We start from the raw sequence: 23541 nt of genomic DNA, 5'->3' as shown, positions 1-23541 counted from the left end.
GGTGCACGTCAGTGGCACAACTTTGCCTCGTGCGCGGCATGTCCGCCGGGCTCAAGCTGAAACGTGCAGTGATCCACATCGAAGTGCTCACCCAGGCAGCCCTGCAACTCGTGCAGCAACCTTTCGTGACCGACCGAGTCCACTACTTCCTGGCTTACTACTACATGTGCGGAGAGAACGGGCATCCCCGAGGTGATCGTCCACACATGCAGATCGTGTAGGCCCTCAACCCCGGGCAACGCCAGGATGTGACGGCGTACTTCCTCCATGTCCACGTCCGTGGGCGCGGACTCAAGCAGCACATTCAGCGTCTCGCGCAGCAGCTTCCAGGTACGCGGAACGATCATCAGGCCGATCACCAGCGAGGCGATCGGGTCGGCGGCCTGCCAGCCCGTTGCCATGATCACCGCGGCCGACACCAATACCGCCACCGAACCCAGCGCATCCGCCAATACCTCAAGGTAGGCACCGCGCACATTGAGGCTGTCGCGCTGGCCGCGCAGCAGCAACGAGAGCGAGATCACGTTCGCGACCAGGCCGATCGCGCCGAACACGATGGTCAGCCCGCCCTCGGTCTCGGCCGGGGTGAGGAACCGATCGACTGCCTCGTACAGGATGTAACCGCCGACACCGAGCAGTAGTAGACAGTTGGCGAGCGCGGCCAAGATCTCGGCCCTGGCGTACCCGTAGGTGCGGCGCACGCTCGGGGGCCGGTTGGCGAAGTGGATGGCGAGCAGCGCCATGGCCAGGCCGACCGCGTCCGTGGCCATGTGTCCGGCGTCCGCGAGCAGTGCCAGCGAACCGGCGACCAGGCCGCCCACGATCTCCAGGACCATCACCATGAGCGTGATGCCCAGCGCGATCCGCAGCCGCCCTTGGTAGGCGGCGGCGGCAGTGCCCGTGGCCCCGGCGGGCGGGGCCCCGTGGGAGTGTCCGTGATCGTGCCCAGCGCCCATGAAGTGCCTCCACAGTGGACTCAGACCGGCCGCCGCATGTCGGCGCCGATCTCAGTGAACGGTGGGGCGGGGGGTCTTTGCAACGCGGCGCTGAATACCGTTGTCATGTGCTGTGACCTGCGGTGATGAATTGCCTCTTGGCATGTACGGCGGGTAGCGGAACGCCGCGTACGGCGTGCGCTTGCGGGCTGGCCGGGGCGCGTCCGGCGCGGGCGCGGCTCAGCGGGATGTGGCCTGGTGGTGCAGCCAGCCCTGCCAGGCGGATGTGACCATTGCGCGCACGTCGTACCGGGCCGACCAGCCGAGTTCTCGGGTGATCCGCTCCGCGGAGGCCACCACGCGCGCCGGGTCTCCGGCGCGGCGCGGCGCCACCTCGGCGATCGGGCCACCGTGGCCCGTGACGTCTGCGACCAATTCGGCCATCTCGCGTACGGATACCCCCTGACCCGTGCCGACGTTCACGGTGAGATCGCGCGGCCCAGCCGACCCAGCCGGCCCAGTCGGCCCAGCCAGCCAGCGGGCGGCGGCCAGATGCGCATCGGCCAGGTCGGCCACGTGGACGTAGTCCCGTACGCAGCTTCCGTCCGGCGTCGCATAGTCGTCACCGAAGATCAGCGGGGCCTGGCCCTCGGTGACCTTGTCGAAGAACATCGGGATGATGTTGAACACGCCGGTGTCGGCGAGTTCGGGGCTGGCGCTTCCGGCCACGTTGAAGTAGCGCAGGCAGGCCGTGGAGAGGCCGTGTGCCCGCCCTGCGGCCCGTACCAGCCACTCGCCGGCCAGCTTGGTCTCGCCGTACGGATTCATCGGCAAACACGGGGTGTCCTCGGTGACCAGGTCCACGTCGGGCATGCCGTAGACGGCCGCGGACGAGGAGAACACAAAGGCTCGTACGTCTGCGGCGGTCACCGCGCCAAGCAGCACGGCCAGCCCGTGCACGTTTTCCTCGTAGTAGCGGATCGGCTGCTCGACGGACTCCCCGACCTGCTTGCGCGCGGCCAGGTGCACCACGCCGCTCACCTCGTGCTCCGTAAGCACCCGGTCCACCAGGGCCCGGTCAAGGACCGACCCGCGCACCAGTGGAACGTCATGGGGCAGCCGGCTGGCGACGCCGCTCGTCAGGTCGTCCAGGACCACCACGCGCTCACCGGCTTCGCGCATGGCCCGTACGACATGCGCCCCGATATATCCGGCACCGCCGGTGATCAGCCACATCATGACCGCACCTTACCGACCGGAATTCGTCCGCTTGAGCGGGCCGGCGTTTGTCGTGGATGGCGGCCATCGACCATGATGATCGCGGCAGGCCGAGCCGTCGTTCATCGGATCGCGAGGTGAATGTGCGGTGAACGGTCGCCTCCGGTGATCCGATAACCTCTGCCGACGTGCTGTCCGCCGCCACCAGGTCGGAGCAGGTCGCGACCGGTACCCGGACATGCCCTGAACTGGCCATGAATCGGCCATGAACCGGCGCGGCCACGCCAGTTGCCAAGGAGTGAGTTCGTCTGTCGATCGCCATTGTGACCGGTCCGCCGGTCGTCGGCTCGTCCGTTGAGGACGACCTGCGGAGGCTCGGCTTTGATGTCCGCCCGGCGGCCGATGCCGCCGATGCTGCCCGCGAACTGACTGCCGCCCCGGCGCATCAGCGCGTCGCGCTGGTGGACAGCCGCTTCACCGGCCATCTGCACGCGCTGCGCCTGGCCCTGACCGACCCACGCTTTCCCGCCGCCGCTGTGACCGGCGCCCTCACCGTCCAGGCCGAGGCCAGCGGCGCGCTGGCTCGCGCCGTGCACGCCCGCGCATCGGTTGGTTCTGCCCACTCCTGCGACGTGGCTGCTGCCAATCTGCCGGATCTGGTGGCGGACGATCTGATCGCTGACGGCATCGTCGTACAGCGGCCCGAGTTGGGCGTGCTGGTGGCTGCCGTGCCTGCCGATGCCACGGCACATGCCCGGGCTAGGGCCGCCATCGCGGACGTCGATGAGGAGAAGGTGCGGCTGCGGAGCGCCGTCAAGGCCCGCGACGGCTTCGTCACCACCTTCTTCATCAGCCCCTACTCCCGCTACATCGCCCGCTGGTGTGCCCGCAGGGGGCTGACCCCCAACCAGGTCACCACCGCCTCGCTGCTCACCGCGCTCATCGCGGCGGGGTGCGCGGCCACCGGCACCCGGCCCGGCTTCGTCGCCGCAGGCATCTTGCTCATCGCCTCCTTCGTACTGGACTGCACCGACGGCCAACTCGCCCGCTACTCGCTCCAGTACTCCACACTGGGCGCCTGGCTCGACGCCACCTTCGACCGGGCCAAGGAGTACGCGTACTACGCGGGCCTGGCGATCGGCGCCGCACGCGGCGGCGGCAGCGATGACGTGTGGACGCTGGCTCTTGCGGCCATGGTGCTCCAGACCTGCCGCCATGTCGTGGACTTCTCCTTCAACGAGGCCAACCACGACGCCACCGGCAACTCCAGCCCCACCGCCGCACTCTCCGATCGGCTCAACAGCGTCGGCTGGACGGTGTGGGCCCGCCGCATGGTCGTGCTGCCGATCGGTGAACGCTGGGCCATGATCGCCGTGCTCACCGCGCTGACCACGCCCCGTATCACCTTCTACGCGCTGCTCATCGGCTGCGCCCTGGCCGCCTGCTACACCACGGCGGGCCGGGTCCTACGCTCGCTGACCCGGGCCGCGGTGCGGACCGACCGGGCCGCCACCGCGCTCGCCCACCTCGCCGACTCAGGGCCGCTGGCCGAGGCGATCGGCAAGGGCTCCGCCCACCGCGCTTCACCCCCGTCTGCACCCCTTGCGCCCCATGCGCCTGCTATGTCATTTGCCGCCCCGCTCTTCGCGGTGGTGGGCACCGCGGCGCTGATCGCCTCGGTGTGGGTGGGTGAGCCGGGCGCCTGGTGGCCGGTGCTTGGCGCCGCGATCTATGTGATCTGCGCAGGCCGCGCCGTCGCCCGGCCCCTCAAGGGCGCGCTTGACTGGCTGGTCCCACCGCTGTTCCGAGCGGCGGAATACCTCACCGTCCTGGTGCTTGCCGCTCGCTCGGAGGTGAACGGAGCGTTGCCCGCTGCTTTCGGGCTGGTGGCCGCCGTCGCCTACCATCACTACGACACGGTCTACCGCATTCGCGGCGGCACCGGCGCGCCGCCGCACTGGCTGGTGCGGATGACCGGCGGGCACGAGGGACGCGTCCTGGTGGTCACGGTCGTCGCAGCCCTGCTGCACGGTACTGGTTTCACCCTCGCGTTGACGGCACTCGCACTAGCCCTGGCGCTTGCGGTGCTCATCGAGAGCATCCGTTTTTGGGTCTCCTCCGGAGCACCCGCTGTACACGACGAATCAGGAGAACCCGCATGATTGGCCTCGTGCTGGCGGCCGGCGCCGGACGGCGTTTGCGCCCCTACACCGACACCCTGCCCAAGGCCCTGGTGCCAGTGGACCCCGCGGGGGAGGGCACGACCACCGTGCTCGACCTCACGTTGGGCAACTTCGCCGAGGTGGGTCTCACCGACGTCGCCGTCGTCGTGGGGTACCGCAAGGAAGCGGTGTACGAGCGCAAGGAAGCGCTGGAGCGTAAGTACGGCGTCACCCTCACCCTCATCGACAACGACAAGGCCGAGGAGTGGAACAACGCCTACTCCCTGTGGTGTGCCCGTGAGGTGCTGAAGCAGGGCGCCATCCTGGCCAACGGCGACACCGTTCACCCGGTCTCGGTGGAGAAGTCGCTGCTCGCCGCACGCGGCAAGGGCCAGAAGATCATTCTGGCGCTCGACACGGTCAAGCAGCTGGCCGACGAGGAGATGAAGGTCGTCGCTGACCCCGCCAAGGGCGTCCGCAAGATCACCAAGCTGATGGACCCGGCCGCGGCGACCGGTGAGTACATCGGTCTCACGCTGATCGAGCCGGAGGCGGCCGAGGAACTGGCCGACGCGCTCAAGACCACCTTCGAGCGCGACCCCGACCTCTACTACGAGGACGGGTACCAGGAGCTGGTCAACCGCGGTTTCACCATCGACACGGCCCCGATCGGCGACGTCAAGTGGGTCGAGATCGACAACCACGACGACCTCGCCAAGGGACGGGAGATCGCGTGCCAGTACTGACCCGGCTCATCCCCTCGCCGGTCGTCGTCGATATCAGGTCGGGCGCCCTGGACGACCTGGCAGGTCTCCTGGTCGATCAGCGGATCTCCGCGTCGGGCAAGCTCGCCATCGCCATCAGCGGCGGCTCCGGGGCGGCGCTGCGTGAGCGCCTCGCCCCCGCGCTGCCCGGTGCCTCCTGGTACGAGGTCGGCGGCGGCACCCTCGATGACGCGATCAAGCTCGCTGACGCCATGAAGTCGGGGCGCTACGACGCGGTCGTCGGCATGGGCGGCGGCAAGATCATCGACTGCGCGAAGTTCGCCGCGGCACGGATCGGGCTGCCCCTGGTCGCCGTCGCCACGAACCTCTCGCACGACGGCCTGTGCTCGCCGGTCGCCACGCTCGACAACGATGCGGGGCGTGGCTCCTACGGTGTGCCCAATCCGATCGCCATCGTCATCGACCTGGATGTGATCAGGGAGGCGCCGATCCGCTTCGTCCGCTCGGGCGTCGGCGATGTGATCTCCAACATCTCCGCGGTCGCGGACTGGGAGCTTTCGCACCGCGAGACCGGCGAGCAGATCGACGGCCTGGCCGCCGCGATGGCCCGCCAAGCCGGCCATGCGGTGCTGCGGCACCCCGGCGGCTGCGGCGACGACGAGTTTTTGACGGTGTTGGCCGAGGGCCTGGTGCTGACCGGGATCTCGATGTCGGTGGCCGGCGACAGCCGCCCTGCATCCGGCGCCTGCCATGAGATCAACCACGCGTTCGACCTGCTCTACCCCAAGCGCGCCGCCTCGCACGGCGAGCAGTGCGGCCTCGGCGCCGCCTTCGCGACGTATCTCAGGGGCGATCACGAGATGTCGGCCCTCATGGTCGATGTGCTCAAGCGGCACGGGCTGCCCGTGCTGCCCAGCGAAATAGGCTTCACCGTCGACGAATTCGTCACGGCGGTGGAGTACGCGCCGCAGACCCGCCCAGGGCGCTACACGATCTTGGAGCACCTGGGGCTCTCCACCGAAGCGATCAGGGACGCATACGCCGACTATGCCAAAACCGTCAGTAGCTGAACTCCGTCCAGTCGTTCACCCCGAGGGCGTGAAGGACCGGCGCAGCGGTGAGCACTGGGCCGGACGCCTGTACATGCGAGAGATCTCGCTGCGGTGCGACCCGTACCTGGTCAACACCAGGATCACGCCCAACCAGCTCACCCACCTGATGGTGGTCGCTGGCTTCCTGGCCGGCGCGGCGCTCTTGGTGCCTGGCCTGACCGGGGCAGTGCTTGGCGTCGTCCTCATCCAGCTCTACCTGCTGCTCGACTGCGTGGATGGCGAGGTCGCCCGCTGGCGGGGGCAGACCTCGATCACCGGCGTCTACCTGGACCGGGTCGGCCACTACCTGTGCGAGGCGGCCCTGCTGGTCGGCTTTGGTGTCCGGGCGGCCGACGTCTTCCACCAGGAAGGTGACTCGACGAACTGGATGTGGGCCTTCCTCGGCACCTTGGCGGCGCTCGGCGCGATTTTGATCAAGGCCGAGACCGACCTGGTGGACGTGGCCAGGGCGCGCAGCGGGCTGCCCGCGGTCAAGGACGAGGCCGCCACTCCGCGCTCCTCGGGGATCGCGCTGGCCCGCAAGGCGGCGGCGGCGCTGAAGTTCCACCGCCTGGTTGGCGGCGTGGAGGCGTCGCTGGTCATCCTGTTCGTGGCGATCTTGGACATGACCGATATGGCCAAGGGGGACCTGTTCTTCACCAGGCTGGGCGTCGCGGTGCTCGCGGGCATCGCGATCATGCAGACCCTGCTGCACCTGGTGTCGATCCTTGCGTCGAGCAGGCTCAAGTGAGTGCCGGTTCCGGGCTCAGCGTCGGTGCGGTTGTCCTGACCATGGGCAACCGCCCCGACGAGCTGCGTGCCCTCCTCGACTCGGTCGCGCGCCAGCAGGGCGATCCGGTGCAGGTCGTCGTGGTCGGCAACGGCTCGCCGCTGCCCACCCTCCCGGCGGACGTACGGACCGTGGAGCTGACCGAGAACGTGGGCATTCCCGCGGGGCGCAACATCGGCATCGAGGCGTTTGGCCCCGACGGCCGGGACGTGGACATCCTGCTCTTCCTCGACGACGACGGGCTGCTGCCGGGCGAGGACACCGCCGAACTGTGCCGGGCGGCGTTCGCCGCCGACCCCGCGCTCGGCATCATCAGCTTCCGCATCGCCGACCCCGACACCGGGGAGACGCAGCGCCGCCATGTGCCTCGGCTACGCGCATCCGACCCGATGCGCTCCTCCCGGGTCACCACCTTCCTCGGCGGCGCCAACGCGGTACGCACCCGAGTCTTTGCCCAGGTCGGCGGCCTGCCCGACGAGTTCTTCTACGCCCACGAGGAAACCGACCTGGCCTGGCGAGCCCTGAACGCGGGCTGGATGATCGATTACCGGTCAGACCTGGTGCTCTTCCATCCGACAACCGCTCCGAGCAGGCACGCCGTCTACCACCGAATGGTGGCTAGGAACCGGGTGTGGCTGGCCCGGCGGAACCTTCCGTTCCCTCTGGTGCCCATATATCTATCGGTATGGCTCTTGCTCACCTTGGCCCGGAAGCCATCGAGGCCAGCGCTGCGCGCCTGGTTCGGAGGCTTCAAGGAAGGCTGGACGACGCCCTGCGGTCCGCGACGCCCGATGAAGTGGCGTACGGTTTGGCGCCTGACCCGGCTGGGCCGACCTCCTGTGATCTGACAAGCTCTGGTCTGAGAGCATCGGGCGCGATCCTGGGCACGGCCCCGGCAGCGCACCTTGAGGACGAAAGTGTCAACTGTGAGCGAGACAACGCACGGCAGTGCGGTCGCCATAACTTCCCCGCCATCCCCCGATGACGGCCTGACCCCTGCCGAACTGGCCCAGAAGTACGGCCTGTCGGTCAGCGGTGCTCGGGTGGGGCTCGGTGAGTACGTGCGTCAGTTGTGGGGGAGGCGCCACTTCATCCTGGCCTTCTCCCAGGCCAAGCTCACCGCTCAGTACAGCCAGGCGAAGCTCGGGCAGCTGTGGCAGGTGGCGACGCCACTGCTGAACGCACTGGTGTACTTCCTCATCTTCGGCCTGCTGATGGGCGGCCGAGGCGGCATGGGCAACGACGTGTACATCCCGTTCCTGGTCACGGGCGTGTTCGTGTTCACCTTCACCCAGACATCGGCGCTGGCGGGTGTCCGGGCGATCTCGGGAAACCTCGGCCTGGTACGGGCCCTACACTTCCCGCGCGCCGCGCTGCCCATCTCCTTCTCGCTCCAGCAGCTCCAGCAGTTGCTGTTCTCGATGATCGTGCTGGTCATGGTGCTGGTGGGCTTCGGGCACTACCCCAGTCTGTCGTGGGTGCTGATCGTCCCCACGCTCGCGCTCCAGTTCGTGTTCAACACCGGCCTGGCCATGGTCATGGCCAGGCTCGGCAGCAAGACGCCCGACCTGGCCCAGCTCATGCCGTTCATCCTGCGTACCTGGCTGTACGCGTCCGGCGTGATGTACAGCATCTCGGACATGCTGGCGAAGAAGAACGTGCCGGAGTGGCTGGATGACGTGCTGCTGTCCAACCCGGCATCGGTGTACATCGACCTGATGCGCTACGCGCTCATGGACGACTACTCCTCGTCCAACCTGCCCCCGCACGTGTGGCTGCTGGCCCTTGGCTGGGCGGCGCTCGTCGGCATCGGCGGTTTCTTGTACTTCTGGAAGGCAGAGGAGCAGTACGGCCGTGGCTGAGCAAACCCCCGAGCACACGCCCACGGACTTGCGTCCCACCGTCATCGCTGACGATGTGCACATCGTCTACCGAGTCAACGGCGGCACCGGCGGCAAGGGCAGCGCCACCGCCGCACTGAACCGCATCGTCCGCGGTGGCAGATCACCCGGTGTACGCGAGGTGCACGCCGTGCGCGGGGTGACCTTCATCGCCTACCGAGGCGAGTCGATCGGACTGATCGGCTCCAACGGCTCCGGCAAGTCCACCCTCCTCAAAGCCGTCGCGGGGTTGCTGCCCGCCGAACGCGGCCATGTCTACACCGATGGCCAACCCTCGCTGCTCGGTGTGAACGCGGCGCTGATGAATGACCTGACCGGTGAGCGGAACGTCATTCTCGGTGGCCTGGCCATGGGCATGACCCGTGAGCAGGTCCGTGAGCGGTACGACGACATCGTGGAGTTCTCCGGCATCAACGAGAAGGGCGACTTCATCACGCTGCCGATGCGCACCTACTCGTCCGGCATGGCGGCCCGACTGCGCTTTTCCATCGCCGCGGCCAAGGACCATGACGTGCTGATGATCGATGAGGCCCTGGCGACCGGCGACCGCACGTTCCAAAGACGCTCCGAGGCCCGCATCCGCGAACTGCGTAAGGACGCGGGCACGGTCTTCTTGGTCAGCCACAACAACAAGTCGATCCGGGACACCTGCGACCGCGTGCTGTGGCTGGAGAAGGGCGAACTGCTGATGGACGGCCCGACCGACGAGGTCATCAAGGCGTACGAGAAGGAGGCGAGCAGGTAATCCCGCTCGCTTCGCATGCTGCCCGTCCACCGCTCACGCGTTGGGCGGGCTCTTTTTATTCTGCCCCCGGCTTTTGTTGCTTGTTGCCCTAGCGGTTTCCTTGCAGGTTTTATGAATTCCCTCGATGGCAATACGCGAAACCGGTGAGCAGCATGGGGAAGTGCTGACGTGGAGTGTCCGCTGCGAGCCCGCTCCCTATCGTTTCGCGCGCGCTGTGTTGTGTGCGCGATCGTGTGCCCGTAGGGTGCTGCCGCGCTGATCCTCGCGTTCTTTCCCGGTTTTCCGGGGCGAGTATTTTCGGTGCGTTGTGTTCCATAGTGCGGCCGGGTGGGAGCGGCCGGGGCGGCGGTGAGGGGGCCGTCGGTCTCCGCGCTCTGCGCGGAGTGGATGCCGCACGACTAGCCGCCGGCGATCGGCTGGTGGCCGTGGGTGCTGGCGATTCTGAACGTGGGGCGTGCTCGCACGCGTGTGGTTCGCACGCGAAAACGCCGGGCATAGGGAGGGCGAGTGTCGCAAGAAGTAGTACCTGTCGCACCGTATTCACGTCGTGAGCGACTGCGGATCGCGACCATTCAGGAGATCAAGGACGTTGCGCGGGAGTTTCTCGTCCAAGACGGCCCCGGCAATGTAACGATTCGCGCTATTGCCCGCGAAATGGGCATGACAGCGCCCGCCGTGTATCGCTACTTCTCCAGCCGGGATGAGCTCATCCAGGCGATCCGTCGCGACATCTACGGCGAGATGGGCGGCCATCTACGAGCGGTGATCGAGGCACTTCCGCACCGCGAGGCGGCCGGCGAACTGCTGGCCTCGGGACGCGCGCTGCGCCGCTGGGCGATCGACCACCCGCATGAGTTCGGGCTCATCCTTGGTCCGTGGGGGCCGCATCAGGGCGGGCAGGCGGGTCAGGCGGAGCGGGATGCGAGTTGGGCGTTCGGGTCGCTGTTCGCCGACCTGATTTCGGAGCTGTGGCGCACCCGGGGCTTTCCCGTCCCCCGCCCCGACTCGCTCGATCCGGAGCTGGTCGCCCAGCTCACGGCCCTGCGCCAGGAGTACCAGGTAGACCTTCCGGTGGAGGCCCTGGCCATGATGGTCCGCTGCTGGGTGCGGCTGTACGGCGTGATCTCCATGGACGCGCTGGGCCACCTCGCGTTCGTCCTTCCCAATGGCGATGCCTTCTTCGAGCGCGAACTCCAGGACCTGGCGGCCGTCCTCGGCATCGAGGAGTTCTACCCGGCAGGGCAGCCGGTGGCCCACTGACGTCCGCGGCACGAGGCAGCCGGGCGCGGGGCGCTCTGGTACGAGGCGGCCGGGTGCGGGCCGGTCTGGTGCCGGTCCGGTCTGGCGCCGGTGCGGCACGGCGCGGTGCGGTCGGCGGCACGCGCTGCCGGGGCCCGGTCGGCTCGTACGGTCAGCGCGATCCCCACCCGCGCTGACCGCCCGCCGCACCCGGGCTGCCGTACCTGCCTCGCCGCGCGGCCCGCGTGCCGCTGTGGGCCCACTTCCACACAGCTCCCACACGGCTCCTACGCCCCTTGTGCACCGCTGCCGGGCCACCCTGGCGTTGACCGGATTGCCCGGGGCTCGACGGCACCGGGGGCTGCTGTCGCACTGCTTGGCGCGGCGTACGCTGTACTGATGACCATCCGGACTATGGCGGACTTGTGTCCGGCCCCCCGTTCGGGGGTCCGGAGGCTGCCCCTCGCGACCTGGGGCGCGGCGTGTCCGCGTCGTGCCGTGACTGACATGCGGTGTAGAACGGGGGATGTGACGGCATTGGCCACGCGACCGCTTCTTGGCGTCCCCGGCTTCCCCGGCGTTCCCAGCGCTCTCGACGCCCCCGCGGGCCCCGGCGCCCCAGCCCCCTGTGATGGCGCTGTGCGCGCCCGTACGCCTGGCTGTCTCCGGTGACCCTGGAAGACGAGCGCGGCCGGTCACACACCACCTCACCAGCCTGGTCGGAGAAACAGGCACGTGCGGTGCTCGACAAGGCAGCGCACGAGAACTTTCCCGTTGCCCCCTTCTTCTTGCCGCGCGCCTGGCGCACGGACCTCATGGCCGTCTACGGCTACGCCCGGCTCGTGGACGACATCGGTGACGGCGACCTGGCCCCCGGCGGCGGCGACGCCGTACTCCTTGGCCTCGGCCGGTCACAGGCCGATGACCCGCTGGCCATGCTCGACGCCTTCGAGGCGGACCTGCGGCGGGTTTTCGACGACCGGGCCGAGCCGCCGCAGCATCCGCTGCTGCGCGCGCTGCGGCCCACCGTGCGTCGCTGTGGACTGAGCCCCGGGCCGTTCTTGGGGTTGATCGAGGCCAACCGGCAGGATCAGCGGGTGCGTCGGTACGCGACGTATCAAGAACTGCTCGACTACTGCGAACTGTCCGCGAACCCGGTCGGCCGCCTGGTGCTCGGCATCACCGGCACCGCGACGCCGGAGCGGGTGCGGCGCTCGGACGCGATCTGTACGGCGTTGCAGATCATCGAACACCTCCAGGACATCGTCGAGGACCTGGGGCGCGACCGGATCTACCTTCCCGCGGATGACATGCGGCGATTCGGCGTGAGCGAGGCGGATCTGAGAGCTCCGTCAGCTGGCGCCTCGGTACGCGCACTGATCGCGTTCGAGGCCGAACGCGCCGGGGACCTGCTGAATGAAGGGACCCCGTTGGTGGGTAGCGTCCACGGCAGACTCAGACTGCTGCTTGCCGGATTCGTAGGCGGCGGGCGGGCCGCCCTCAAAGCGGTCGCGAACGCCGGGTACAACGTGTTCCCTGGGCCGCCCAAGCCCACCAAGCTCACCCAACTGCGCGAGGTCGGGGCAACACTGCGAGGAGAGGGGTGAACCAGAGCGTGGACGGATCTTCGCGTATCCCCGCACCGGTAGCTGCCGCGTACCGCTACTGCGAGGCCGTGACCGGCCAGCAGGCCCGTAACTTCGCCTATGGCATCCGGCTGCTGCCCACGGACAAGCGGCGGGCGATGTCCGCGCTGTACGCCTTCTCCCGCCGGGTGGACGACATTGGCGACGGCGCGCTGAGCACACCGGCCAAGGAAGACCGGCTGGAGAACACCCGAGCGCTGCTGCGCCGGATCGGCGACGGTGAGGTGGAGGAGGACGACACCGACCCGGTCGCCGTCGCCCTCACACACGCCGCACACCACTTTCCGATCCCGCTCGGCGGCCTCGATGAACTCATCGACGGCGTACTGATGGACGTACGCGGCGAAAGTTACGAGACGTGGGATGACCTGAAGGTGTACTGCCGGTGCGTCGCGGGCGCCATTGGCCGGCTGTCTTTGGGCGTGTTCGGCACCGTGCCCGGAGCGCCTGGCGCAGCACGCGCCCCCGAGTACGCCGACACGCTCGGGCTTGCCCTCCAACTCACCAACATTCTCCGAGACGTTCGGGAGGACGCGGCCAACGGGCGCACCTACCTACCCTCCGACGACCTGGCCAAGTTCGGCTGCTCGGCGGGGTTCCACAGCAGCACGCCCTCGTCCGAGGCCGACTTCACCGGCCTGGTGCACTTCGAGGCGCGGCGTGCGCGCGCCCTGTTCGCCGAGGGGTTCCAGCTCCTGCCGCTGCTCGACCGGCGCAGCGGTGCCTGCGTGGCCGCCATGGCCGGTATCTACCGCAGACTGCTGGAGCGGATCGCCACGGACCCCGCGGCCGTTTTGCACGGTCGCGTCTCTCTTCCCGGAAGGGAGAAGGCGTACGTCGCCATGCGCGGCCTGTCTGGTGCCGATGCCCGCACCGTGACCCGGCGGGCCGCCAGGGGGCGCATGTGACGGTCCGAACCCCCACCCGGCACGCCGGCCGCGCGCCTCAGCGGCCAGGAGCACAGCACCACCACCGCGCACATCAGCGTGCGCATCTTCGGTTCGGGTCAACCGTAGGCGGCGCTGCCGCGTCCCTCGTCGCAGTCGAGAAAGCGGGCGCAAGATGACATTGAACGTACTCCCTGAGCAGCACGGCTCGCGCGCGGGCCACAGTGCCGTCGTCATCGGGGGAGGACTTGCGGGCATCACCTCCGCCCTCGCCCTCGCCGACGCCGGGCTACAGGTGACCCTGCTCGAAGGGCGACCCAGGCTCGGGGGCGCCGCGTTCTCCTTCCGCCGTTCCTCGCCCGCCGGGGAGCTGACCATCGACAACGGGCAGCACGTCTACTTGCGCTGCTGCACCGGCTACGCGTGGTTCCTCGACCGCATCGGCGCCCGCCATCTGGCGCCGCTGCAAGACCGGCTCGATGTGCCCGTACTCGATGTGGGCAGGGCCAGGCCGCGCCTTGGGCGGCTGCGCCGCACCGCGCTGCCGGTCCCGCTCCACCTGGCCGCGAGCCTGGCCACCTATCCGCACCTGTCACCCGCCGAGCGGGCAGGCATCGGCCGGGCGGCGCTCGCCCTCAAGTCGCTCGACCCGTACGACCCGGCGCTCGATGGCATCAACTTCGGGGAGTGGCTGCGGCGCAAGGGCCAGTCCGCGCGCGCCATCGAGGCGATCTGGGACGTCGTCGCCGTCGCCACCCTCAACGCCCGCTGCGCACAGTCCTCACTGGGCCTGGCCACCATGGTCTTCAAGACGGGACTGCTCACCAAGCCGGGCCATGCCGACATCGGCATCCCCCAAGTACCGCTCGGCGAGCTCCACGACACCAGGGCCCGCGCCGTCCTCGACACGGCGGGCGTCCGCACCGCGCTGCGTAGCCGTGTCACCGCCATCGCGCGGGGGGCAGACGGCCGTTGGGACATCGACGTGGAGACGGCACCGCACTCAAGCACCCGGCTCGCGGCCGACACGGTCGTCCTGGCGCTACCCCAGCACGACGCGCACGGCCTCTTGCCGGCCGGCGCGCTCGACGACCCCGGCCGGCTGCTGAAAATCGGCACCGCGCCGATTCTCAACCTGCATGTCGTCTACGACCGCAAGGTGCTGCGCCGGCCGTTCTTCGTAGCCATCGGCACCCCCGTGCAGTGGGTCTTCGACCGTACCGACACCTCGGGCCTGACCGAGGGCCAGTATCTGGCGGTATCCCAGTCCGCCGCGCACGAGGAAATCGATCAGCCCGTGTCCCAGTTGCGCGAGCGCTACCTGCCCGAGCTCGCACGGCTGCTGCCCGCCGCGCGCGACGCCAAGGTACGAGACTTCTTCGTCACCCGGGAGCGCACGGCGACCTTCGCCCCATCGCCGGGCGTCGGCCGGCTGCGCCCGCCCGCCTCGACCAACGCGCCCGGCCTGTACCTGGCCGGAGCGTGGACCGCCACCGGTTGGCCAGCGACCATGGAGAGCGCGGTGCGCAGCGGCCTGACTGCCGCGGGCGCGGCACTGTCCGAGCTGGGCCGCCCGCACCGCAGCCCGCTGCTGGAGGCGGTATGAGCACTGTGACCGGAAACAGAGGAGAGACCGTGACTCCGGCCATCCCCGTCGAGACCGCGAACGTCAGCGCCATGCTTGCGCGCGGGCGCACGCTCGTCACGCCCGTGCTGCGCGCGGCCATCGACAGGCTCGCCCCGCCCATGAACACCGTTGCCGCCTACCACTTCGGCTGGATTGACGTTGAGGGCAACCCGTCGGCCTCAGACGGCGGCAAGGCCGTCAGACCCGCACTCGCTCTACTCTCCGCCGAGGCCGCGGGCGCCGCTCCCGAAGTCGGGCTTCCCGGCGCGGTCGCGGTCGAGCTCGTGCACAACTTCTCGCTGCTGCACGACGACCTGATGGACGGTGACGAACAGCGCCGCCACCGCGACACCGTGTGGAAGGTGCACGGCCCGGATCAGGCTGTCCTGGTCGGTGACGCCCTGTTCGCGCTCGCCAACGAAATTCTGCTGGAACTGGGCACGGTGGATGCCGGGCGCGCGACCCGACGACTGGCCACCGCGACGCGCCGGCTCATCGACGGGCAGGCCCAGGACATCGCCTACGAGCAGCGCGGGCGGGTCAATGTCCAAGAGTGTTTGGACATGGAGGGCAACAAGACCGGTGCGCTGCTGGCTTGTTCCGTCTCCATCGGCGCGGTGCTCGGCGGGGTGGATGACCGTACCGCCGACACCCTGGAGACGTACGGCTACCACCTCGGGCTCGCCTTCCAGGCCGTCGATGACCTGTTGGGCATCTGGGGCGACCCGCTAGCCACCGGCAAGCGGCCCTGGAGCGACCTGCGGCAGCGCAAGAAGTCACTCCCGGTGGTCGCCGCGCTGGCCGCTGGAGGGCCCGCTTCGGAGCGATTGGCCCACATTCTCGCGGCCGATGCCAACCGAGATGAGAAAACGGATGACATTGCCGACTTCGATGAGGAAGAGTTCGCTAGCCGGGCGGCGTTGATCGAGGAGGCGGGCGGCCGAGAGTGGACCTCGCAGGAGGCTCGCAGGCAGCACGCCACCGCAATCGAGGCGCTGCACGACGTAGACATGCCCGCCGCGGTACGAGCGCAACTGGTGGCGCTCGCCGATTTCGTCGTCGTACGAGAGGGATGACCCACAGATGAGACACGGGGGTCTTCTGGAGCACCCCACCAGGCACAGCCACCACACTTAGCTCGCGGTCGCCGAAAGGCACCGCTGACGCGGCGCCTTTCGACGCAACCCCAGCACGGCAGAGAACGGACTGCGAAAGGGGAAGCCATGACAGCGACAGCCGTCGAATCGTCCACGACCTTAACGGCGGCCCAGCAGGCGACGGCCCGGGCCGTTGACAACCTGCTGGCGCTCCAGGACGAGGCAGGGTGGTGGAAAGGCGACCTGGAGACCAACGTCACCATGGACGCCGAAGACCTCCTGCTCCGTCAGTTCCTCGGTATCAGCGATCCCGAGACCACAGCGGCAGCCGCCCGCCACATTCGCTCCCAGCAGCGCCCAGACGGCACCTGGCCCACCTTCCACGGTGGCCCGCCCGAGATCTCCGCCACCATCGAGGCGTACGTCGGGCTTCGGCTCGCCGGTGACGAGCCCGACGCGCCGCACATGGCCGCCGCGTCCGCCTGGGTGCGCGGCGCGGGTGGCATCGCCTCAAGCCGCGTTTTCACCCGCATCTGGCTGGCGTTATTCGGCTGGTGGAGTTGGGATGATCTGCCCGAGTTGCCACCTGAGTTGATCTATCTGCCCAAGTGGGTGCCGCTCAACATTTACGACTTCGGCTGCTGGGCCCGGCAGACCATCGTGCCGCTGACGATCGTGTCCGCCAAGCGCCCGGTGCGCCCCGCGTCCTTTGCCCTGGACGAGCTGCACATCGACCCGCGCCGGCCCAACCCAGCGCGCCCGCTGGCCCCCGCCACCACGTGGGACGGCGCCTTCCAACGGCTGGACCGGGCCCTGCACGCGTACCGCAAGGTCACCCTTCGCTCGGTGCGCCGCTCCGCCATCCGCTCCTGCGCGAGATGGATCATCGAGCGGCAGGAGAACGACGGCTGCTGGGGCGGCATTCAGCCACCCGCCGTGTACTCAGTGATCGCCCTGCACCTCCTCGGTTACGACCTGGAGCATCCGGTGCTGCGTGCCGGGCTCGCTTCGCTCGAACGATTCGCAGTCTGGCGCAAGGACGAGAACGGCGACCCGGTGCGGATGGTCGAGGCGTGTCAGTCGCCGGTGTGGGACACCTGCCTGGCCACCATCGCGCTCGCCGACGCGGGTCTGCCCGCCGACCACCCCGCCCTGGTGCGCGCCGTGGACTGGATGCTCGACGAGCAGATCCTCAAGCCGGGCGACTGGTCGGTGCGCCGACCGGAGGTGCGCCCGGGTGGCTGGGCGTTTGAGTTCCACAACGAGAACTACCCCGATATCGACGACACCGCCGAAGTGGTGCTCGCCCTGCGCCGGGTTACCCACCCCGATCCGAAGCGGGTGGACTGGGCGATCCAGCGTGGCGCCGAGTGGAACTTGGGCATGCAGTCCCGCAACGGGGCCTGGGGCGCGTTCGACGCGGACAACATGAGCCCCTTCCCCAACCGGCTCCCGTTCTGCGACTTCGGCGAGGTCATCGACCCGCCATCGGCCGATGTCACCGCGCATGTGGTGGAGATGCTCGTCGCCCTGGGTGAGCGGAACGACCCGCGCACCCAGCGTGGCATCGACTGGCTGCTGTCCGAGCAGGAGCCCAGCGGCCCGTGGCTCGGCCGCTGGGGCACCAACTACCTGTACGGCACCGGGTCCGTGGTGCCCGCGCTCGTCCTCTCCGGCATTCCCGTCTCGAACCCGGCCATCCGGCGCGCTGTGAGCTGGCTGGAGAGCGTGCAAAACGAGGACGGCGGCTGGGGCGAGGACCAGCGCTCCTACCGGGACCGTCAGTGGGCGGGGCGGGGCGTATCGACCGCCTCACAGACCGCCTGGGCCCTGCTCGCCCTGCTCGCGGCCGGCGAGCGGGAGAGCGAGGCAGTACGACGCGGGGTCACCTGGCTGGCCGATACCCAGTGCCCGGACGGAAGTTGGGACGAGCCCTACTTCACCGGCACCGGCTTCCCCTGGGACTTCTCCATCAATTACCACCTGTACCGGATGGTCTTCCCGATCACCGCACTCGGCCGCTATGTCCGTGCGGAACCGTTCGGGGTGGAACGGCAGGGCGTCTGATGCCGGACCGTTCCACCAGGAACCACGGCGCGGCTTCGCCGCTGCTGGTGGTCTGCGCGCTCGGCATTGAGCGGCTCGCGCTGCGCGGCGGCGATCGAAGCGCCGCCGCGGGCCCCATGGTGCTGCTGCGCACGGGGATGGGCCCGCGAACGGCCGAGCGGTCGATGGCTCGCATCCTGGCCACGGACGCCGAGCCGCCGCACGGCCGCGCACCGAAAGTGGGTGCCGCCGACGCCCGAGGGCACAGCCCGGGCCCGGCCGCCGTCATCGCCACCGGCTTCTGTGCCGGCCTCGCCCCCGGCATGCACCCAGGTGACCTGATCGTCGCCGATCAGACCCGCGACCGGGAGGGCAGCACCGAGTGCACGGGCACCGAGGTACTCGCCAAGGCGCTTCGAGAACTCCCCCGGGGCGCCCGCGGCGCGGCGCCGACCGTCCATATCGGCCCGGTGGCGGGCTCCGACCACGTGGTACGGGGCGTCGAGCGGGCCCAACTGCGGGCGACGGGCGCCGTCGCGGTAGACATGGAGTCCGCGGCCACCTTGCGCTGCGCCATCAGCGCGGGCCCGCGTCCGGTCGCGGCCGTGCGGGTGGTCGTGGACGCTCCAGAGCATGAGCTTGTCCGCATGGGAACCTTGCGGGGTGGGATAACCGCCTTTCGGGTGCTGCGCTCGATCCTCCCCGCTTTTTGCCAATGGCACCGTTCTTTACCGCTCTCCAGGAGGTGAGCTAGATGGCCATGCCGCTTCGTCAGACCATCCGGGTCGGGACGTATCTCTTCGAACAGAAAGTGATCAGGCGGCGAGAGAAGTTCCCGCTGATCGTGGAGCTTGAACCGCTGTACGCCTGCAACCTCGCCTGTGAGGGGTGCGGAAAGATCCAGCACCCGGCCGGGGTGCTGAAGCAGCGGATGCCAGTAGCACAAGCGGTGGGCGCGGTGCTCGAATCGGGTGCCCCCATGGTGTCCATCGCGGGCGGCGAGCCCCTGATGCACCCGCAGATCGATGAAATCGTGCGGCAGTTGACGGCCAGGAAGAAGTACGTGTTCTTGTGCACCAACGCGGTGTTGCTGCGCAAGAAAATCCATAAGTTCCGGCCGTCGCCCTATTTCGCCTTTGCCGTACACATCGACGGCCTGCGGGAGCGGCACGACGAGTCGGTCGCCAAGGAGGGAGTGTTTGACGAGGCGGTGGAGGCCATCAAGGAGGCCAAGCGGCGCGGCTTCCGCGTCACCACCAATTCCACCTTCTTCCAAACCGACACCCCGCAAACCATCATCGAGGTACTCAACTACCTCAACGATGATCTTCAGGTGGACGAGATGATGATCTCCCCCGCCTATGCGTACGAGAAGGCACCGGACCAGGACCACTTCCTGGGCGTCGAGCAGACCAGGGAGTTGTTCCGCAAGGCGTTCGCCGGTGGCAACCGCCGTCGCTGGCGGCTCAACCACAGCCCGCTCTTCTTGGATTTCCTTGAGGGCAAGACCGACTTTCCGTGCACGGCGTGGGGCATTCCCAACTACTCGCTCTTCGGTTGGCAGCGGCCCTGCTATTTGATGAGCGACGGATATGTGCCCACCTACCGGGAATTGGTGGAGGAGACCGACTGGGACAAGTACGGCCGGGGCAAGGACCCGCGCTGCGACAACTGCATGGCGCACTGCGGATACGAGCCGACGGCCGTGCTCGCCACCATGGGCTCCCTGAAGGAGTCGCTGCGCGCGGTGCGGGAAACGGTGTCAGGCGGTTAACCACGGCTAGCGCCGTTCGCGGTGCCGGACGCCCCCCTTCGCGGGGTGTCCGGCCCTGCGCTCCGGCCAGGAGAACCGGCACCCCGCGCTCCGGCCGGTGGGTCGGGCCGGGGGTGACCAGCGCGGCCCAAGGCCAGGCGGGCTGACCGCCCAGGGGCCGTCCGGGTGGGCCGGCACGTGGGGGACAGCAGCGCAAGCGACGTACTCACGAAGGGGCAGCGGCATGACGGTGGCCGAATCGACGGGCTTCGACCTCGGCAGACTTCTTACGCAGCGCGGGGCGGAAGGCTATGAGCTGCACGCCCGGTATCTCAACCATCAACTGCCGCGCATGCTGCACACCATCGGCTTCGACAAGGTCTACGAGCGGGCCGAGGGCGCCTACTTCTGGGACGCCGATGGCCAGGACTACCTGGACATGCTCGCCGGCTTCGGAGTGATGGGCCTGGGGCGCCACCACCCCGTCGTACGCAAGGCGCTGCACGATGTGCTGGACGCGAACCTCCCCGACCTCACCCGCTTCGACTGTCAGCCGCTGCCCGGGCTGCTGGCCGAGCGGCTCCTCGCGCATGCGCCACACCTGGACCGGGTGTTCTTCGGAAACAGCGGTACCGAGGCGGTGGAAACCGCGCTGAAGTTCGCCCGTTACGCCACCCGCAAGCCACGCGTGCTCTACTGCACACACGCCTTCCACGGCCTGACCACGGGCGCACTGTCGGTCAACGGCGAGGACGGCTTCCGCGACGGCTTCGCACCACTGCTGCCGGACACGGCGGTTCCGCTCGGGGATCTGGGCGCGCTGGAGCGGGAGTTGCGACGCGGTGACGTGGCGGCCCTGGTCGTCGAGCCGATCCAGGGCAAGGGCGTACACGCGGCCCCGCCCGGCTATCTGCGCGCCGCGCAGGACCTGTTGCGGCGGCACAAGGCGCTGTTGATCGCCGACGAGGTGCAGACGGGCCTTGGCCGTACCGGAGACTTCTTCGCCTACCAGCATGAGGGCGGTGTCGAACCCGACCTGGTGTGTGTGGCCAAGGCGCTGTCCGGCGGCTATGTGCCGATCGGCGCGACCCTCGGCAAGGACTGGATCTTCAAGCGGGTCTATTCGTCCATGGACCGGGTCCTAGTGCACTCGGCGAGCTTCGGCTCCAACGCCCAGGCCATGGCCGCCGGCCTCGCCACCCTCGCGGTCATGGAGGACGAGGGAATCGTGGCCCGTGCTCGGCACACCGGCGATCTGCTGCGGGAGCGGCTTGCCGCGCTCGTACCGCGCTATGAACTGCTGCACGAGGTGCGCGGCCGGGGACTGATGGTCGGCATCGAGTTCGGCAAACCCACCTCGCTTGGGCTGCGCAGCCGCTGGACGATGCTCCAGGCGGCCAGGAAGGGACTGTTCGCCCAGCTGGTGGTGGCGCCGCTGCTGCACAGGCACCGCATTCTCACCCAGGTCTCCGGTGACCATCTGGAGGTCATCAAGCTCATTCCGCCGCTGATCATCGGCGAGCCGGAGGTAGACCGTTTTGTGTCCGCGTTCACCGCCGTCATGGACGACGCACATGATGGCGGCGGCCTGCTGTGGGATTTCGGCAAGACCCTCGTGAAACAGGCCGTCGCCAACAGATGAGTGCGGGCGCCGGCTCGCGCACATCGGCGCGAGCCGGCCCATGACGTCCGGCGCGGGGCTCAGTCCGTTAGCAGCCTGGTGCGCAGTCGGTCGCGCTGCTCGGGGGCGAGACCGAGGCCATCGGCGAGGTAGCGCTCCGGGTCGCCCCAGGTCGCCTCAATCGCCTCGAAGGCCGCTGCCAGATAACTGGTGTGCGCGTCGAAGAGGGGGTTGATCAACTCCAGCACCTCCGGCGACATGGCTTCGGCGGACTCGCTGTGTCGCCGCACCTGGTAGCGACGGTGGGCAGCCCCTGACTCCAGGTAGTCGCTCTCGATCGCCTCCGGCGTGACGCCGATGGCGAGCAGTGTGATGGCGATCGACAGACCGGCGCGGTCCTTGCCCGCCGCGCAGTGCATCAGCGCCGGCACGTTGTCGTCGGCGAGCGCCGTCAACACCCGGGCGTGCTCGGTGGTGCGGGTGGTGATCATCGTGCGGTACGAGGTGACCATCCGGGCGGCGGCCTGGCCATCGGCGAGCGCGGCGCGAAGCTGCTCGATGCCGCCGTTACGCACCATGGACCAGAATTCGACGCCCTCAGCGGGGTCGGTCAGCGGCACATTGACGTTCCGTACTCCAGGGAGCGCGACATCGGGGCCTTCCACCGCGATATCGGCGGAGTTACGGAAGTCGAAGACGGTGTGGAGGCCCAGCGAGGTGAGGTAGTCCACGTCGTCGGCGGTCGCATGCGCGAGGTGGCCGCTGCGGAACAGCACGCCGTGCCGTACCCGCCGACCGTCGAGCGTCGGCAGACCGCCCACGTCCCGGAAGTTCCTGACCCCGGTCAAAGACGGCTCCACGCGCTCCGGAGTGACGGGTGAGACCTGAGGCATCTGCTGCGTCACGGGCTGCTCCTCGGTGTTGGTGCGGCTGGTGGGGCCGACGAGAGGCGATGGTTCTGACCCTACGGTATGGGTGCGTAGAACAATCTCCGCCGCCGTGCTGCCCCGTGCCATCGTGGGCACGATGACTTATTCCGTCTTTACCCAAGCCTTCCAGTGGGATAGATCACCCCAGGTCAAGCCCTGGTTACGATGGCGTAAGTCACTTCTCGAAGAGGAGGATGTCCTGACGTGGCAGCCGATTCGAAGAGAAACAACAGTGACGCGTTCGAGTCGTTCGCAGCCGTGGGGGACAGCTTCACCGAGGGCGTCGGCGACCCCGGGCCCGATGGGGCCTTCGTGGGATGGGCCGACCGGCTCGCCGTGCTGCTGTCCGACCAACGCGCCGAGCACGACTTCCGATACGCCAACCTCGCCGTCCGCGGCCGACTCCTCGACCAGATCGTTGAGGAGCAGGTCCCCCGGGTGCTTGAGCTCGGTCCCGAACTGGTGACCTTCTGCGCGGGTGGCAATGACATCCTGCGACCTGGCAGCGATCCGGACGATGTCGCCGCCCGTTACGAGGCGGCCGTCGCCGACCTCACCGCTTCGGTGGGCACCGTGCTGGTGTGCACCGGATTCGATACGCGTGGCATGCCGGTGCTGCGTCATCTGCGCGGCAAGATCGCCACGTACACGGCGCACGTTCGCGCCATCGCCGACCGCTATGACTGCCCGGTGCTCGACCTGTGGTCGCTGCGGTCCATTCAGGACCGGCGCGCCTGGGGCACGGACCGGCTGCATCTGTCGCCCGATGGCCACACCCGGGTCGCCCTGCGTGCCGCGCAGGTCCTCGGCCTTGAGGTGTGCGCCGACCCCGATCAGCCGTGGCCCCCCGTGGCGCAGCGCCCCGCGGCGGCTGTTCGCCGCGACAACATCCACTGGGCACGTGAGCACCTGGTGCCCTGGATCGGCCGCCGGCTACGTGGTGAGTCATCCGGTGACCATGTGGAACCCAAGCGGCCGGACCTGTTGCCGCTGTAGCGGTATGGGGAGCCCCGCGGCGGCGGGCGGCTGGTGCGCTGCTCGGGCAGAGCACGCAGTGGGGGCGGCGGCTGGGCCCGGGAGTTGGCCGAGGAGGTTACGCAGTGGGGGTGGCGACCAGGCCCGGGTGTTG

20 protein-coding genes are annotated in these 23541 nt (G+C 68.8%); 17 read left to right on the top strand and 3 right to left on the bottom strand.

The genetic code is table 11. From position 1 onward, the window contains the following. Positions 1-8: 8 nt before the first annotated feature. On the bottom strand, positions 9-956 hold the full coding sequence (locus tag FHS42_RS17820; RefSeq protein ID WP_184573207.1) for a cation diffusion facilitator family transporter: 948 nt from the start codon (positions 954-956) through the stop codon (positions 9-11). A 219-nt stretch (positions 957-1175) separates the two neighbouring features. Further along, positions 1176-2174 carry a UDP-glucose 4-epimerase GalE gene (gene galE / locus FHS42_RS17815; protein WP_184573206.1) on the bottom strand — a complete coding sequence of 333 codons (999 nt, stop codon included), beginning with the start codon at positions 2172-2174 and terminating at the stop codon, positions 1176-1178. A 287-nt stretch (positions 2175-2461) separates the two neighbouring features. On the opposite strand from galE, the gene FHS42_RS17810 reads away from it, so the two are divergent. The 16 genes from FHS42_RS17810 to FHS42_RS17735 all read left to right on the top strand — a co-directional run bounded on the left by FHS42_RS17810 (position 2462) and on the right by FHS42_RS17735 (position 21504). Then, the gene (locus FHS42_RS17810) at positions 2462-4315 is read left to right on the top strand and encodes a DUF5941 domain-containing protein (protein ID WP_184573268.1); all 1854 of its coding nucleotides are present in this window, start codon (positions 2462-2464) and stop codon (positions 4313-4315) included. Continuing rightward, a complete protein-coding gene (locus FHS42_RS17805; protein ID WP_184573205.1) occupies positions 4312-5061 on the top strand; it encodes a phosphocholine cytidylyltransferase family protein in 750 nt (249 codons plus the stop codon). The genes FHS42_RS17810 and FHS42_RS17805 overlap by 4 nt, the downstream gene beginning before the upstream one ends. Continuing rightward, positions 5049-6110, top strand: coding sequence for an iron-containing alcohol dehydrogenase family protein (locus FHS42_RS17800; protein ID WP_184573204.1), 1062 nt, complete (start codon positions 5049-5051; stop codon positions 6108-6110). The genes FHS42_RS17805 and FHS42_RS17800 overlap by 13 nt, the downstream gene beginning before the upstream one ends. After that, on the top strand, positions 6088-6882 hold the full coding sequence (locus FHS42_RS17795; RefSeq protein ID WP_184573203.1) for a CDP-alcohol phosphatidyltransferase family protein: 795 nt from the start codon (positions 6088-6090) through the stop codon (positions 6880-6882). Before FHS42_RS17800 ends, FHS42_RS17795 begins: the two co-directional genes overlap by 23 nt. Before the next feature lie 41 nt (positions 6883-6923). Beyond that, positions 6924-7769: a glycosyltransferase family 2 protein gene (locus FHS42_RS17790; protein ID WP_184573267.1), complete on the top strand. Its 846-nt coding sequence runs from the start codon at positions 6924-6926 to the stop codon at positions 7767-7769. A gap of 78 nt (positions 7770-7847) precedes the next feature. Further along, the gene (locus FHS42_RS17785; RefSeq protein ID WP_184573202.1) at positions 7848-8783 is read left to right on the top strand and encodes an ABC transporter permease; all 936 of its coding nucleotides are present in this window, start codon (positions 7848-7850) and stop codon (positions 8781-8783) included. After that, a complete protein-coding gene (locus FHS42_RS17780; protein WP_184573201.1) occupies positions 8776-9567 on the top strand; it encodes an ABC transporter ATP-binding protein in 792 nt (263 codons plus the stop codon). The genes FHS42_RS17785 and FHS42_RS17780 overlap by 8 nt, the downstream gene beginning before the upstream one ends. 507 nt (positions 9568-10074) lie before the next feature. Further along, on the top strand, positions 10075-10827 hold the full coding sequence (locus FHS42_RS17775; protein WP_184573200.1) for a TetR/AcrR family transcriptional regulator: 753 nt from the start codon (positions 10075-10077) through the stop codon (positions 10825-10827). Positions 10828-11546: 719 nt separating this feature from the next. Continuing rightward, a complete protein-coding gene (gene hpnC, locus FHS42_RS17770; protein ID WP_184573266.1) occupies positions 11547-12413 on the top strand; it encodes a squalene synthase HpnC in 867 nt (288 codons plus the stop codon). After that, on the top strand, positions 12410-13360 hold the full coding sequence (gene hpnD, locus FHS42_RS17765; RefSeq protein ID WP_184573199.1) for a presqualene diphosphate synthase HpnD: 951 nt from the start codon (positions 12410-12412) through the stop codon (positions 13358-13360). The genes hpnC and hpnD overlap by 4 nt, the downstream gene beginning before the upstream one ends. A 154-nt stretch (positions 13361-13514) precedes the next feature. Then, complete coding sequence (gene hpnE, locus FHS42_RS17760) at positions 13515-14945, top strand: hydroxysqualene dehydroxylase HpnE (RefSeq protein WP_184573198.1); 1431 nt, start codon at positions 13515-13517, stop codon at positions 14943-14945. After that, the gene (locus tag FHS42_RS17755) at positions 14942-16042 is read left to right on the top strand and encodes a polyprenyl synthetase family protein (RefSeq protein WP_184573197.1); all 1101 of its coding nucleotides are present in this window, start codon (positions 14942-14944) and stop codon (positions 16040-16042) included. Before hpnE ends, FHS42_RS17755 begins: the two co-directional genes overlap by 4 nt. Positions 16043-16189: 147 nt before the next feature. Beyond that, entirely contained in the window at positions 16190-18130 is a 1941-nt protein-coding gene (gene shc / locus FHS42_RS17750; protein ID WP_184573196.1) for a squalene--hopene cyclase, read from the top strand. Next, positions 18130-18858, top strand: coding sequence for a phosphorylase family protein (locus FHS42_RS17745; protein ID WP_184573195.1), 729 nt, complete (start codon positions 18130-18132; stop codon positions 18856-18858). Before shc ends, FHS42_RS17745 begins: the two co-directional genes overlap by 1 nt. Before the next feature lie 5 nt (positions 18859-18863). Further along, positions 18864-19883, top strand: coding sequence for an adenosyl-hopene transferase HpnH (hpnH, locus tag FHS42_RS17740; RefSeq protein ID WP_184573194.1), 1020 nt, complete (start codon positions 18864-18866; stop codon positions 19881-19883). Between the two features lie 223 nt (positions 19884-20106). Beyond that, positions 20107-21504 carry an aspartate aminotransferase family protein gene (locus tag FHS42_RS17735; RefSeq protein ID WP_184573193.1) on the top strand — a complete coding sequence of 466 codons (1398 nt, stop codon included), beginning with the start codon at positions 20107-20109 and terminating at the stop codon, positions 21502-21504. Between the two features lie 59 nt (positions 21505-21563). On the opposite strand, the gene FHS42_RS17730 is transcribed toward FHS42_RS17735, so the two are convergent. Then, entirely contained in the window at positions 21564-22388 is an 825-nt protein-coding gene (locus FHS42_RS17730; RefSeq protein WP_376772615.1) for a tyrosine-protein phosphatase, read from the bottom strand. A 228-nt stretch (positions 22389-22616) separates the two neighbouring features. Here FHS42_RS17730 and FHS42_RS17725 point away from each other — a divergent pair, with 228 nt between their 5' ends. Beyond that, on the top strand, positions 22617-23408 hold the full coding sequence (locus FHS42_RS17725; protein WP_184573192.1) for an SGNH/GDSL hydrolase family protein: 792 nt from the start codon (positions 22617-22619) through the stop codon (positions 23406-23408). Positions 23409-23541 lie beyond the last annotated feature (133 nt).

Source organism: Streptomyces zagrosensis (assembly GCF_014203645.1).
Classification (GTDB): domain Bacteria; phylum Actinomycetota; class Actinomycetes; order Streptomycetales; family Streptomycetaceae; genus Streptomyces; species Streptomyces zagrosensis.
Note: the sequence above shows the minus strand (reverse complement) of the source record. Positions and strands in the feature narration are given on the sequence as shown.

Bases quoted from the DNA above. Each gene is read 5' to 3' on its own strand.
- FHS42_RS17755 (WP_184573197.1), top strand. From the start codon at position 14,942: ATGAGCACTGTGACCGGAAACAGAGGAGAGACCGTGACTCCGGCCATC.
- FHS42_RS17795 (WP_184573203.1), top strand. From the start codon at position 6,088: ATGCCAAAACCGTCAGTAGCTGAACTCCGTCCAGTCGTTCACCCCGAG.
- hpnE (WP_184573198.1), top strand. From the start codon at position 13,515: ATGACATTGAACGTACTCCCTGAGCAGCACGGCTCGCGCGCGGGCCAC.
- FHS42_RS17735 (WP_184573193.1), top strand. From the start codon at position 20,107: ATGACGGTGGCCGAATCGACGGGCTTCGACCTCGGCAGACTTCTTACG.
- shc (WP_184573196.1), top strand. From the start codon at position 16,190: ATGACAGCGACAGCCGTCGAATCGTCCACGACCTTAACGGCGGCCCAG.
- hpnH (WP_184573194.1), top strand. From the start codon at position 18,864: ATGGCCATGCCGCTTCGTCAGACCATCCGGGTCGGGACGTATCTCTTC.
- FHS42_RS17820 (WP_184573207.1), bottom strand. From the start codon at position 956: ATGGGCGCTGGGCACGATCACGGACACTCCCACGGGGCCCCGCCCGCC.
- galE (WP_184573206.1), bottom strand. From the start codon at position 2,174: ATGATGTGGCTGATCACCGGCGGTGCCGGATATATCGGGGCGCATGTC.
- FHS42_RS17805 (WP_184573205.1), top strand. From the start codon at position 4,312: ATGATTGGCCTCGTGCTGGCGGCCGGCGCCGGACGGCGTTTGCGCCCC.
- FHS42_RS17790 (WP_184573267.1), top strand. From the start codon at position 6,924: ATGGGCAACCGCCCCGACGAGCTGCGTGCCCTCCTCGACTCGGTCGCG.
- FHS42_RS17745 (WP_184573195.1), top strand. From the start codon at position 18,130: ATGCCGGACCGTTCCACCAGGAACCACGGCGCGGCTTCGCCGCTGCTG.